12 protein-coding genes, 1 other RNA gene and 2 pseudogenes are annotated in these 13,072 nt (G+C 49.8%); 5 read left to right on the plus strand and 10 right to left on the minus strand.

Going from position 1 to position 13,072, the window contains the following annotated elements; translation table 11 throughout:
• Positions 1 to 197 precede the first annotated feature (197 nt).
• On the plus strand, positions 198 to 860 hold the full coding sequence (locus tag MNU25_RS01380) for a hypothetical protein (protein WP_240983444.1): 663 nt from the start codon (positions 198 to 200) through the stop codon (positions 858 to 860).
• 33 nt (positions 861 to 893) lie between these two features.
• Here MNU25_RS01380 and MNU25_RS20400 read toward each other — a convergent pair.
• Positions 894 to 1,208 (minus strand): annotated as a pseudogene (locus tag MNU25_RS20400) (pentapeptide repeat-containing protein); the annotation flags it as partial.
• A 115-nt stretch (positions 1,209 to 1,323) separates the two neighbouring features.
• On the opposite strand from MNU25_RS20400, the gene MNU25_RS01385 reads away from it, so the two are divergent.
• Complete coding sequence (locus MNU25_RS01385; RefSeq protein WP_240983445.1) at positions 1,324 to 1,791, plus strand: CBS domain-containing protein; 468 nt, start codon at positions 1,324 to 1,326, stop codon at positions 1,789 to 1,791.
• A 363-nt stretch (positions 1,792 to 2,154) separates the two neighbouring features.
• On the opposite strand, the gene MNU25_RS01390 is transcribed toward MNU25_RS01385, so the two are convergent.
• The 6 genes from MNU25_RS01390 to ssrA all read right to left on the minus strand — a co-directional run bounded on the left by MNU25_RS01390 (position 2,155) and on the right by ssrA (position 9,010).
• On the minus strand, positions 2,155 to 3,879 hold the full coding sequence (locus MNU25_RS01390) for an ABC transporter substrate-binding protein (RefSeq protein WP_240983446.1): 1,725 nt from the start codon (positions 3,877 to 3,879) through the stop codon (positions 2,155 to 2,157).
• Between the two features lie 715 nt (positions 3,880 to 4,594).
• Complete coding sequence (locus MNU25_RS01395; RefSeq protein WP_261486219.1) at positions 4,595 to 5,299, minus strand: glycosyltransferase family 2 protein; 705 nt, start codon at positions 5,297 to 5,299, stop codon at positions 4,595 to 4,597.
• 266 nt (positions 5,300 to 5,565) lie between these two features.
• Entirely contained in the window at positions 5,566 to 6,033 is a 468-nt protein-coding gene (locus tag MNU25_RS01400) for a hypothetical protein (protein WP_240983448.1), read from the minus strand.
• A gap of 246 nt (positions 6,034 to 6,279) precedes the next feature.
• The gene (locus MNU25_RS01405) at positions 6,280 to 7,488 is read right to left on the minus strand and encodes a WD40/YVTN/BNR-like repeat-containing protein (RefSeq protein WP_240983449.1); all 1,209 of its coding nucleotides are present in this window, start codon (positions 7,486 to 7,488) and stop codon (positions 6,280 to 6,282) included.
• A 500-nt stretch (positions 7,489 to 7,988) separates the two neighbouring features.
• A complete protein-coding gene (locus tag MNU25_RS20775; protein WP_240983450.1) occupies positions 7,989 to 8,441 on the minus strand; it encodes a hypothetical protein in 453 nt (150 codons plus the stop codon).
• 217 nt (positions 8,442 to 8,658) lie between these two features.
• Positions 8,659 to 9,010, minus strand: a transfer-messenger RNA (tmRNA) gene (ssrA, locus tag MNU25_RS01415).
• Positions 9,011 to 9,318: 308 nt separating this feature from the next.
• Between ssrA and MNU25_RS01420 the strand changes: the two genes are divergently transcribed.
• From MNU25_RS01420 to MNU25_RS01430, 3 genes and pseudogenes are all read left to right on the plus strand, one after another.
• Positions 9,319 to 9,597, plus strand: a complete 279-nt coding sequence (locus MNU25_RS01420; protein WP_240983451.1) for a PadR family transcriptional regulator — start codon at positions 9,319 to 9,321, stop codon at positions 9,595 to 9,597.
• 14 nt (positions 9,598 to 9,611) lie between these two features.
• Positions 9,612 to 10,478, plus strand: coding sequence for a pentapeptide repeat-containing protein (locus tag MNU25_RS01425; RefSeq protein WP_240983452.1), 867 nt, complete (start codon positions 9,612 to 9,614; stop codon positions 10,476 to 10,478).
• 42 nt (positions 10,479 to 10,520) lie between these two features.
• Positions 10,521 to 10,655, plus strand: a pseudogene (locus MNU25_RS01430) (ABC transporter permease); the annotation flags it as partial.
• 214 nt (positions 10,656 to 10,869) lie between these two features.
• Here the strand turns inward: MNU25_RS01430 and smpB are convergent.
• From smpB to MNU25_RS01445, 3 genes are all read right to left on the minus strand, one after another.
• Positions 10,870 to 11,337, minus strand: coding sequence for an SsrA-binding protein SmpB (gene smpB / locus MNU25_RS01435; RefSeq protein ID WP_240983453.1), 468 nt, complete (start codon positions 11,335 to 11,337; stop codon positions 10,870 to 10,872).
• Between the two features lie 151 nt (positions 11,338 to 11,488).
• The gene (locus MNU25_RS01440) at positions 11,489 to 12,043 is read right to left on the minus strand and encodes an HDIG domain-containing metalloprotein (RefSeq protein ID WP_240983454.1); all 555 of its coding nucleotides are present in this window, start codon (positions 12,041 to 12,043) and stop codon (positions 11,489 to 11,491) included.
• 152 nt (positions 12,044 to 12,195) lie between these two features.
• Complete coding sequence (locus MNU25_RS01445; RefSeq protein ID WP_240983455.1) at positions 12,196 to 12,945, minus strand: alpha/beta hydrolase; 750 nt, start codon at positions 12,943 to 12,945, stop codon at positions 12,196 to 12,198.
• Positions 12,946 to 13,072 lie beyond the last annotated feature (127 nt).

Raw genomic sequence — 13,072 nt, forward strand, 5'->3', positions numbered from 1 at the left:
GACACTATCGTGATGTTCAGCGTAAGCTGAACGAGTTCACTTTTCGCCCTTGATTTGACTGGAACTGACTAATGTACTAAAATATGGTCATGGCTCTGGGGCGTAGAGCGGAGCCACGCCAATTTCTGTAACAAAGGGCAACTGACAGAGCAATATTTTGAAAGAGGTTTGACTAGGGGAGATTTGAGTGACTCTTTATGAGTGAGAACATTGAACAGATTCTGCAAGGTGAAATCCGGGAGAAAAAGCGCACCGCCGGCGGTGCACTGCACAGAGCATCGAGGACGCGAAGGCACGAAACCGTCCGAACTCCAAGCGAAAGCTTGACCGGGTTTGAAAAACGGCTCGTGGTTTATCCCGGGGTTCTGTATATTACAACGATAGGGGAGATTCAACTGATGGATATCTTGGAACGCATTGTCAAGGGGGAAATACCTGCGCGCGAGGACTTCGATGCCTTGGATTTCAAAGATGCCCAAAAAGCCGCTGCCGAACTGCGCAGGCTGCATAAGAACCAGGAAATCCTCGATGCCTGGAAATGCTCACCTGCCACTGTCAGTTCCTTTTTCGGCAAATACGAAGTGGTGAGAATCAGAGGAAACAACGTTCTGGTCGGGCCGGCAGCGGTTGAGCATCTGGACAGGCTGCGCTCGGACAAACACCCTAAACCGCCCGAGGTTACGGAGACCGCGGCCCCGCTCCGCCCGCAGCCGAGTGAGAAGGAATCCTACCTGGTCAATATCGACAGGCAATTTACCACCTCCGAACTGGTTAACTTCATCGAGCGCCTGGGCATGTTTATCAACGGCCCGGAGCAGACTTATCACGTCACCTTGAACATTCGAGAGATCCTGAAGTAGAGAAGAGCCGGCAGGTCGCTTCCTTAAGTGCACTTCTGTCAAGCATACTTCTGTCAAGCATACTTTTGTCAAGCGCACCTTTGTCAAGTGCACCTTTGTCAAGTGCACCTTTGTCAAGTGCACCTTTGTCAAGTGCACCTTTGTCAAGTGCACCTTTGTCAAGTGCACCTTTGTCAAGCGCACTTTTGTCAAGCGCACTTTTGTCAAGCGCACCTTTGTCAAGTGCACCTTTGTCAAGCGCACCTTTGTCAAGCGCACCTTTGTCAAGTGCACCTTTGTCAAGCGCACCTTTGTCAAGTGCACCTTTGTCAAGTGCACCTTTGTCAAGCGCACCTTTGTCAAGCGCACCTTTGTCAGCTTTCCGGAAATGAGTGCAGCACCGAATCCTGCTAATTCCTGGATCTAAAGGCCATTTTGTGCTAAGATTGAAGACAGAAATTAGCAGAATATGGGGTGATGAACTTTGACTACGGCGAAAGAAGTCATGATCGATCAAGTCGTGTCTGTGAGTTCGGAGAGCTCTGTCAGGACGGTGCTGCGCGCGTTTGTCGATCATCGCATCAGCGGAGTCCCGGTCATCAACGACAAAAACGAACCTATCGGTTTCATCAGTGACGGCGACATCATGAGCAATATCGGTTACCGGGATCCAAGAACATTCTTCTTTGATCTTGGGACCTATACAACCTCCTGGGTTGACACAGAGACCTTCGAGGAGAAAATCGGTAATCTTCTCAACCGCAATGTCATGGAAATCGCAACCAAACGGGTTATCACGGTTCCGGCCAGCCTGGAAGTTGACCTAGTTGCCAAGGTCTTAGGCGATAAGAAAATCAAAAAGGTCCCGGTTGTGGCGGACAAGAAACTGGTGGGTATCATTAGCCGGGGGGATATCGTGCGCTTTGTCGTGAGTAACTACCTCGACTCCTGAGCTTCCGACCCAGCCTCCTAGTCGCGTTAAATTCAACAATTCTCCTCCTGTTTGCGATACTCGATCAGTATTTCATACTCGATCAGTATTTCATACGGGCTCATACTTGCTCATGCTCGCTCAGTATTCGATACTCGTCCTAAACAACCGTAACCGTCGGTTCCCATTATGGATGCTCCCCTCTATCGCCGCTTCACGTCAGCACCCCCCGCGCAAAAAGCGCGGGGGGTGCTGCTTTAGAGACACCCTTTTTGTTTTTCCCGCCCTAGCGGACGGTTCCATTTCCCACCTTACTCAAAATAGCCTAACGGCCTTCCTTTTCCTCTTACCGCACCATGCGCGCACGCGCCTTCATGTTCTAAACTATTTTCCCGTGGCCTGCTTTTCTGCCTTTTGGTCGATCCAAGCAGTCAAATAATAGAAATACGGGAAAACCGGATGCAACTGAGCATGAACCCAAGGCTGTAAGAGATACTCGGCTTTGTCGTGATAAAGCGGAACCTCTGCCCCGTCTTGTAAAATGGTCTTCTCAACCGCCTGGTAACCGGGAATAGCCTTTTCAAGATCCGGTTCCTGGCATAACTGATTCAACTGGGCATCAACTTTGGGGTTACTGTAGCATTGGAGATTATTTGACGGAATCTGGGAAGTATTGAAGAGGATATTGAGGAAATCATCTGGATCCGGGTAATCTTGAGCCCAGTGCCCCAAGAGGAGAGTAGCCTTTCCTTGGGTGACGACGTCCAGATATTGCGGGAACGGTACGGCATCCAGCTTAACTTTGATGCCGAGTTTGGCGAGCTGAGCCTGAATGTTAACCATTAAGGTGTTCGTAATTTGACTTTGCCTGTAAATAACCGGGTATTCGCCGGGCAAGCCGTTGGCATATCCCGCTTCCGCCATCAGACTCTTCGCTTTGGCAAGGTCATACTTGAAACCGGCGGGATTTTGTTTGTACCCGGGCATGTTGGGGGGCAGGATTCCGTTGGCGATGACACCGCGGTTGTTGATGAGCTTCAGAAGCGCCTCCTTGTCGATACCGTACTCCAAAGCCAGGAGCAGTTTCTTGTTGTCAAACGGTTTCACTTTTTCATTGGCCGCGAAATACCAGAAATCATTCTGAACGATGGAAACGACATCTTTCTTAAGTACCGGATCGTTCATAACTTGCACGTAATCCGCCGCGGGAATCCAAGTGTAATCCTGTTCCTTATTCTTGAACTTCAGGAAAGCCACAGACTCGTCATAACCCAGTTTCCAAGTTATGCCGTCGAGATAAGGCAGCCGGCGGCCGGCCGCATCCTTCATAAAATAGTCCTGGTTGCGAACCAGCTTAATCTCTTGGCCTCTCTTCCAACTTACAAACTTGAACGGCCCGGTACCCATCGGCTTAAGGGAAAGATCCGCCTGGTTGGGCAGAGCCGAGGTGTATTTTTTGTCGAGAATGAAAGCATAGGGCAAAGCCATGACGTCAAGGAATGTTCTGTTCGGCGCGCTCAAATTAAATTCCACCGTATAATCGCCCTTCTTGACCACCCCGCTCACTGTCGTGGCTTTTCCCTGATTGACATCGTCCATTCCTTTGATCATGGAGAAATAGCCTTCTCCCTCGGAAGCCGTGCTCTTCGCGGCCAACCGGTTGAAGGTATAGACCACATCATCCGCGGTCAAGGGATCGCCGTTTTGGAACTTGATGCCTTTGCGCAGTTCGAAGGTATATGTTTTGCCGTTATTGCTGATGGTCGGCATTTGCGCCGCCAAGTCCGGGATAACTTTCTTGCCGCTTTGATCGAAGGTCAAGAGCCCGTCGTAGATGTTCATCTGGATATCGTAGGACTGTGTATCTCCGCAATGGGCCGGGTCAAGTGAGCGCGGATCATCTTTCATCCAGTTAATGAATGTTCCCCCACGTTGCGGGGTAGTCGCCCCCTGGGTCTGAGCCGGCCCGGTGGCGACATTTTGACTCCCGCAGCCGGTCACGACCGTCACCAGCAGCAAGCCCGCCGCCACTCCCGCGGAGGCCAGCTTCTTAAGTCTTCCTCTTTTTCTGCCTCCTTCCCTGCCTGTGAACTTTGTGAGTCTTCCCATTTTTCTGCCCCCTTCTGTTATACCTCACGTGGTCCTGAACCCTGTCTTGTATATTTTACAGCCCAGTTAGGTATTTGTCTATCCTAATTATTCCATTCCCGGTTATTGCGTGTTATATAACACTTAGTCCCCTTTCTCAGACTGCAGGTTGTCAAATGTCAGGCTTCTAACCCGCTTGTAGAGTTCAAAGACACTGCTTCCCTTCAATTTCTGTATTATTTGGACTCTAACGTGATTGATTTTCAATTGTAACCAAAATTGGGCAATAGGAATATGGTACATTGTACCACATCATTTAGTACAAACTTCGGAAGGAGGGAAACCATGTTTGGATATGGCGGAGTAGGAGTCGGTGAATCTCCGCTCTATCTTCTATGTCTTTACTTCGCACGATTCTCTCCACTGCTGCCCACTTAGTGAACTCGTTCAGCTTAAGCTGAACATCACGATAGTGTCCTGTGGACACTATCGCCGAACCGCAAGCTTTCAAAGAATACTTGTGCGGTGAGGATGACTTCGGTGACGAAAGTGTCCGGTGGACAGTGACGGTCAAAGGCTGAGTCTACCCCCAGCGAAGCGGGGTATGGGGGACCCACTCCCACTTGTAGAAATGGGAGTCTTACGCTTTGGATAAAACTCTGTCGTTATCATATTTTCTTATAAGGAGGTTTTGAGATGCCGACACTCGGCTTGGCATATACCTGGCCCTATTGGCTCAATTGGTGGGGTTACCCAGGTTTAGGTTATCGCTATGGTTATCCCGGCTGTGTCTATCCCGGGTACCCTGGTTATTAGAATTTAGCAAAACAAAGAAGTGTTGGCATGAGGGCCAACACTTCTTTAGATGTTTCTTGTTACTACGCATAGTGTCCCTAGATTGATAACGTAATCCGACCCAGGCACTCATTCCCCGGAGGTAGCGGTTGTGTTCGCGCATCCGGCGAAGTACGACTACAACTTGGCGGTCCATGAGCCGGAAGTCCCCGGCATCCAGCGGGAGACTTGTATCCGTTATGCGGTTGAGCAGCCGGTAATAGAGCTTTGCCGTGCTTTTTTTGAGCCAGGTTTCTCTTTCTCGGCTGAGGCGCCGCCCATAGACAATGTGCGCTCCTTTTTCCCATTCCCCGAGCATTTGCGGGATGAGTTCGGGCGGGTCCTGCATGTCGGCATCCAGGATGATGATGGCATCCCCGGTGGCCGCATCCAGCCCGGCAGTGATGGCGATTTGCTGCCCGAAGTTGCGGGCCAGGTGAATGACCTTTACGTGCGGATCCATCAATGCATCAAGAATATCCGGGGTACTGTCCGTACTGCCATCATCGACAAAAAGGATTTCGTAGGCATATTTCGTGTCCCAGAGAACGCTTGCCACGCGTTCATAGCACGTTTGAACGACCGTTTCCTCGTTGTAGGCCGGGATGACGGGCTTTTTCTATGGCCAGAAGTGCCCAGGCGAAGAAAAGGTAGGATACGAGTTGGGGCCTGGCCTGAGTTTCGGTAATCGAAGCAAACCCGCTGAGAATCGCTACAAGAATTGCCACGGGGGTCGGCTGGAGGGTACGCGCATACCGCCAGAGGCTGAATGTGAGTCCTTCCCATTAGTCGAGAAAAACATGAAATTTTCTAATGGCTCTATAATTAAGCCCATTCCTTTATTTATCAAGCCATCTGGGATAATATCATACACTATTTGTATATGAAAAGGCCACATGGAGATTGCTCTGTATCTCTTTCATAATATCTTTCTTTAACCTTTTTTGCAATTATTGGTACTGCATCATCAGTTGTGAGGTTAATAATATAATCCCCTTGGCTGGTCCACCAAATGATAAATGAGTTCCATACCTCAAGGAATCTAGTACTACCTTCACTATTGTCTTTAAACAACTTTCGGTACAATTCTTTTTGCATATGTAGCTGATCCCAATGTGCAAATGGACTATTAATATTAGGGTTGTCATCTGCGACAAAGTCGTTCCACATTTTAGATATACGATGTTTTACTTCTTCTAAGAGGCCTTCGCAAGAAATAGGCAAGTATGGAAATTTCATTTTTAAAGGTGATTTATTGTACTTATTAGAATACATGTTTGAAACATAAATCGGAAAATTAAGATTAACTGAAGCACCATTAGCAACCGATAATTGATACATAGTATTTTCTGTCTCCTTTACTTGTTACTGAAGTTTCGGTCGCGACCGAGCATATGACCTTGATCCGTTAGCACCCCACCTTAGCGTCCGTGTCCGAAAAACGGGGCTGACAGGTATGACGGGATCCCAGGGCTTACGCCCGCGTGGATCGACGATTCGCCGTTGAAAAAGGGAGCGGATCCTGAACTAAGGTAAGGTGGTATTCGAAAAATCATTTCGAAATACCACCTTCTATTTTAATCTTTCCTATGATATTCCGCCATTTGTACTCTTAGCCAGACCTGGTACGGTGCCTTGATTATAGGTTATCCAGCCAACCTTACTGTCCACGAAGTCCATTTCTTTGATAAATCTATTTTTCAAGGCATTGCTTATCGGGATTGTCTGCCAACTATGTCCGCCATCTTGTGTGACGTATAGAACTTTACCGGCGGGTTTAGGCCCATCGCCGTTATTGATCATCCATCCTTCTCGATTGCTGATGAAGTTATAAACTACACCGGAACCACGTAATACAAGAGGAAACTTATGGAATGACCACGTCCGGCCACCGTCGCGAGTAGTGTACAGAACCCAATTGCCTCCTTTGAACTGTACGATAATTACGCCGTCGCTATTCCCAAAGAATACCGGTGTAGAAATGTCTTCCGTCTTCTGGTTAGCCAATAGGGGCAGATCCTCTGGAGACCAAGTTCTGCCGCCATCCGTACTCTTTTGGATTCCCGCACCGATAAGCCAGAGAGTGCCATCTTTTTGGGCCGAGAGTGAGCCAGTGAAGGGAAGGTTGCCCTGATGGACGGGAACCCAGTCATTAGCCTTATCGAATTTGTATTTATAGCTGACTGAAGCCACCCGCTGCCAGGTTTTGCCGCCGTCGCTCGTGGCAAACAGTTCGCCGGACAACGCCGTGTGCATCCCTGCGGTTTCCTCTTCAAACCACCCGTGCTGCGCATCAGAAAAGGCGACGAACCAACCGCCATCACCGTATTTGATCGGAACAGTTGCAAGTTGGGACCAAGATTGGCCGCCATCATGTGTGCCAAAGACGGTAAGACTTTTATCTCGCTGAACTTTAAAAGCCCAACCGATTTGTGCATTCAGGAAATAACCAGAGACATTTATATCAGGGACACTTACGCCCTTCAGGGGTGTTACGTTAATCCATGTTTTACCGCCGTTGGAAGTAACCATAACTGGTTGGTTAAGGGACTCGCCATAGCCGTTTTGCTCGTTAAACATGTGAACCCAGTCAGGTGCCGCAGCGGCGGCAGTATTTGAGTGATTATTATTTACGTTTGGAGTTGACTTCTTCACGACGGGAGTTGGCTTCTTTATGCTTATGCTTGAAGTCGATTTCGGTTTATTCAGAATTGATTTCAGTTCGGGAGTACTAGCAGAGCAACCTGTTATACTAACTACCAGGCAAAAAAACAAGATAGCACTTTTCTTAAACATATAAAAATACTCCTTTGGAAATTGACATTCCTTGGCCTTAACCTCCATTAATTCTATGCAGATACAGTTGCGCCATCCATCTCACCACCGACATTCCCTGACAACGGTGGGTGTTTCTGAGCCACACTTTCGTTATTCCTGACTGATTCTATAGTCTCGTCGAAAATCCTGCTGATATGGCAGCAAAAAGAATTAAAGGAGCGTTTGTTTTACGTCCTTTGCCTCCTGTTGCATAACGGCTTGACTTTGCGGTATAATATGGGCAAAGAGAACGCGAGATACTGCCAATATCCCGCGCTCCCAGTACAACGAAACCGCAGGATGTGCGGCTCATAGGTGGCACTAAAAGCAAAAGTAGCTTCCGTGCAAGGGTAGGGCTACTTTTGCTTTTCCATGAAGTCCTTCGCGACTTTGAGTATAGACAAGACCAACACCGCAAACGATATTGCAAGCGTTAGCGCATGATTGCAGCATTGAACTTTGAGAGAGAGAATCTTTAGCTATTGAACGGTCGTTTGTTGCCGCCAGCCGTTAGATGATCTTGAGTTCCAGATTCGAATACCGCGCTTCGAACAGTTTCCGCTTGATCCGGAAGACTTCCATTGCATGGCTTTTGGTATCTTCGACTTCGGTGTGCCCATCGGGATGTTGTACGGCAAAATCGGCAACGTAAATGGTTCTGGTCGGAAGAATGGCAAGCCGGTGAACGGGAAGCCCAGGCTGATATTGATGCCGGAAGAACAAAACGATTCGATACTGTTCAAGAGCCAATGAAAGACCTTATGGATATTTTGCGCGACATACCCCGGGTCAAGCGCGTCCATCATGGGTAAGTCGCAAATTTTTGCCAATACGTTTGGCTGCTGAATGGTTGCTCCGTTAATAACCAGATCGTGCTCGGAATTCCCGTTATCGTTCCCGACTTCCAGCTTGAATTCTACTATTTGCTTCAACAAACGAATCCCAGTTTCAACAGATAAAGATTATTCAATCTATGCAGACCATTGAGGAATCAACGGTCATTAGAATTCTTGAGGAAAAGAAAAACCTCCTTTTCTCCTCGACAGATGAGGACAATAAGCAGGTCATGCAGGAATATGTTGTTAAAGTCATTGTTCATGACAGCGATGGTGGCGATTCGCATATCGAAGTATTTGTTAGGTGCTTCAATGGTGGAGGCGAGGGGACTTGCACCCCTGTATCGAAGAGCGACCACAAAAGCGTCTACGCGTGTAGCCTTTGTATTTAAAGTTTCGCCCCTTATGACTCCCAAAGGCGGGATTCGGTCGAGGCTAGCTCGATAATCTTAGCTAATACCTCCGAGCATTGGCATTAGAGCAGTCCTGCTATTTGACACCCTGACCCCTCACCGCAGGCCGTGAGGCAGGATGTTAGCGGCAATTAAGCAGCTAAAGCGTAATTATCGTTGGCAATTAAAAAGGTCCACCGTTTAACGAGACCAGGTGGAATCTCGACGCGCGACTTTTGTCACCGCTTCCCCGAGCGAGTCTAAAACGCCCCCGTATTTTTTTGACACACTCAGTATAACACATTTTTTAAAAAATGCTAGTGGAACTCTTTGTCGGCTTTACCAAAAAGAACATCGTCTTACAGTCACGCCATTCGCGACATATCACACGCGGCTCCTGAGCAAGAGGGAGAGTCAGTCGCATATTACAAAACAGATGAAACTCATGGGAAAAGATGCGCTCTTTCACAGAAGTACTACCTTGACAGACATAGTAGTTTGATGTATTCTGCAGTCACGGAGGTGAGTTTGCGACGGAAAACAAGATAACATCTGATTTGCTGAGAGGTCATACCGACACTATGATACTAAAGCTTTTGCTCGAAAGAGACCGTTACGGCTATGAGATTGTAAAACTCATTAATCAAAACTCCGGCGGTGAATATGAACTCAAAGAAGCGACCATGTATTCAAGCGTAAAACGTCTTGAGCACGAGGGCGATATCGAGTGGTATTGGGGCGATGAGTCGCAGGGCGGTCGGCGTAAGTACTTTAGGATTACCGAGCAAGGTAAAGTTGTTTATGCCCGCAACAAAGGCAATTGGGAGTACGCCAAGCGCGTGCTTGATAACTTGTTATGAGGAGATGTGAGGTCATGAATGAGAAATTGGCAAATTACTTGAACGGCGTCTTTGCGCCCTACGAAGGGGTAAAGAGCATCGCCGAATTGAGGACAGACCTGCTCTGCGATCTGCAGGAACGCTTCCGTGAACTCAAAGCCGAGGGCAAGGATGATGAAACGGCTTTCACGATAACCATTGAAAGCATCGGTGACATCGAGCAAACGGTAAAAGAGGTCGCCAACCTCTCCAACCCGCCGGAGCAAGAGGTACTGACAAACTTCAGCGCCAGCAATCTGGCAGAGAGTGACTTGGCCGGCGTTGTCGCACACAAAGTGCGTTTTAAGGCAAGTGCCTTGCGTGGCTCCGACTTTGCGAGCGCAGACTTGACCGGCAGCTCATTTTATGCCAGTGATGTACGTGAAGCTAACTTTGACGCCGCCAACCTCACCGGCTGCAGCCTAGCCGCTTGTGACCTGAGGGACGCGAGTTTTCGTCAATCCACCCTTGTACACACGAACATTAACGCGTCGGACCTAGGCGGAGCAAAATTCATGGGTGTAAACCTAATCGACGTTAAGCTCACCATGGTCGACCTGACAAAGACGATCTTTGAAAACTGCAGCTTTAACGGGGTGAACTTCAAATATGCCGACCTGCGGGGGCTGGCCCTTGACGGGCAGACCTTCATCGGTGTTAAGTTTGACAAGGCGGCGCTGAATGACATTTCTTTTAAAGACGCGACACTTAAAAATGTATCTTTCCTTTCACCCTATACCTGGTCCAAGAAATATTACCGGGCGATTAAAACTATCTGCTTTGACGGCGCCCAGATAGACAAGCTGACCTATGCCGCGCTCAAAGGCCTGAAGGCCGATTTGGCGACGGTTACTGTTATATAGGGGTAAGGGGTACAGCCCAGCCATCGTCACAGTAACCATCATGCCCATTCGACCGTACTGTGGGGGCATGTCCTGACCTCGTTAGTATCGAACGCCGTTTCGGTCGTCGTCATCATCCTTGGGGCTTTGTTAATGGGCTTTCGCTCGCCGGCGGGATTCCGGTCCCGGCTTGCGGTGCGGACTACAACGGAAATTGCGCACGGACTTTCAACGAAAAAAGGGGATGCCACCCTCACAGTACCGAAGAGCACTTGAACAAAAATAGAGAGCACATATTTTACAAGCACATACGAGCATATGACAAAGGCTTCCGGGGCTACATAAGACCGCGGAAGCTTTTTCCGGATTGAGCAATATCTTTACGGTTGAAACTCCCACCTACCGGAGGGGCTCATGAATAGTGGTTTTTGCCGCGTAGATTCCGCTCAATCTCTCTCTTGGCATCACGCTCGGCCATGTCCTGGCGCTTGTCATAGTTTTTCTTCCCCCGGCCGACGCCGAGTTCAACCTTGGCCATTCCTCTCTTCAGATAGACTTTCAGAGGAATGAGCGTCAAGCCCTGGAGCTGCAGGCGGCCGAAGAGTTTGGTAATTTCCGAACGGTTGAGCAGGAGCTTGCGCTTGCGCAAGGGATCGTGATTGAAGCGGTTGCCTTGTTCATACGGACTGACATGCATTTGATAAAGCCATACTTCCCCGTTATCGATCCGCGCGTAGCTGTCTCGCAAATTCACCCGCCCGTTGCGAACGGACTTAATCTCGGTTCCGGTTAGGATGATCCCCGCCTCCAAACGCTCTTCGACAAAGTAGTCGTGAAACGCTTTGCGGTTTTCGGCGACAATTTTTATCCCGTCAGCCATGTCCCTTACCTCTATTCCTTGGTTCAGATCACTTTTACGTTCGCTCGGGGGCTCACCCGGTCGGGAGAAATAGGGAACTTTCTTTAATAAGCCTTGTTCAGAGCCCCCGGCATCCCCGACGATTTGACCCTGGCTGGAAACGCGGAACCTCTTATAATCCCAGTTCCTCCGCAATTCCTTGCATCGCTTCCAAACCCAAACCCAAGAACTCTTCCAGGGTCAAACCCAATTCGTCACAGGCCAGAATCTGCTCTCTCTTGGCGCCGCGGGCAAAAGACTTTTCGTCAAAGCGCTTGCGCAAGAATGGCACGTCAATAGCAGCGAGCTTCTTCTCCGGGCGGATAAGCGCCCCAGCCACGATGAGTCCGGTGAGGGGGTCGGTGGCATAGAGTGCTTTTTCCAGGAGAGATTCGCGGGCTACGCCCAACCGTTCGTTGTGCGCCTTGACCGCCCGTGTCATCTCTTCCGGAAAACCGAGTTCGGCCAAAACTTCGGCACCTTTCAACCCATGCACTTCCGGTTGATCTTTCGTCTCTTCATAATCAATGTCATGGAGCAGACCCGCCAAACCCCACACCTCCGGGTCTTCGCCAAAATGTCCGGCCAGACGCAGCATGACCGCCTCAGTCGAAAGCATATGCTTAAGTAAATTCCGGTTCTGTACATATTTTTGCAGTTCTGAGTATGATTCATTCCTACTTAACATCGTCCTCTAAACCTCTTTCCTTAACGGACAAATTTCTCTTCTCTCCGCCCGGAAAGCCCACGGCTCCTGCGCAGCCGGCGCCCGGGAGCCTACCCCGCCGGCCCTACGCTTGCGCCCGGTGCTTCTCCGCCCCGATCCGGGTGCCGGGTGACTCAGCCCGCCCCCAGCATGGTCTGCAGAAAACGGGCCGTTTCCAAGGCAACCGCTTCCCGTTCGGGCCCGAGCGTCAATATATGGCCGGAATTTTCCCAAAAAATCCGCTCGGTTCGGGCTCCGGACAGTCCGCGCCAGAGAATGTCGGCACTTCGCGGTGAGACAGTTTTGTCCCGTCTGCTTTGCATGACCAGAACGGGGCAACGAACCAGTCCCAACTTCCTGCGCACCCCGGGCACAGCCTTGTTCAAGGAATCCAGCGGCCGCAGCGGGATCTTCCCGTAGGCAAAACGCTCGGCGGCCAGCCTGCCGGATACCTCAGCCTTTGCCACATAATGGACGAAGGGCTTGGCTAAGCCAGCCAAACGCGCGCGCCAATCCTGCAAAACCATGGGTGTATTCATGGATATAACCGCATCAACCAAACCCTTCTCCGCCAAGTAGACGGATAAAAGCCCGCCCATCGATAACCCTATGGCCGCTACCCGGCTGCAATGCCGCCGCAGGCCCCTCACCCCCGCTTCGGCATCCCGAGCCCAGTCTTTCCAGCCGGTACGAACCATATCCTCCGGAGTCGTCCCGTGCCCGGATAGCATTATGCCATTAACCGTCCAGCCGTAAGCAGCCAACTTCTCCCCCAAAAAGCGCATCTCCGAAGGAGAACCGGTGAACCCGTGCAGCAAAAGACAACCTAAATCGTCATTTCCTTCGTGATAAAAGGCCTCCAGCAAACGCGGCTCCGGCTTCATACTCCTAGGGGCCCGAATACTTCCCGATTTCAATCAGGGAGGAAGGACCCCTTCCCCTCTCTTTCGCTTACCCAATATCTAGATCGGAACTCCGGACATGAGTCCACTCGGAGTCTTTCCTGTCACA

It is taken from the genome of Acididesulfobacillus acetoxydans (assembly GCF_902729405.1).
Taxonomy (GTDB): Bacteria; Bacillota; Desulfitobacteriia; order Desulfitobacteriales; family Desulfitobacteriaceae; genus Acididesulfobacillus; species Acididesulfobacillus acetoxydans.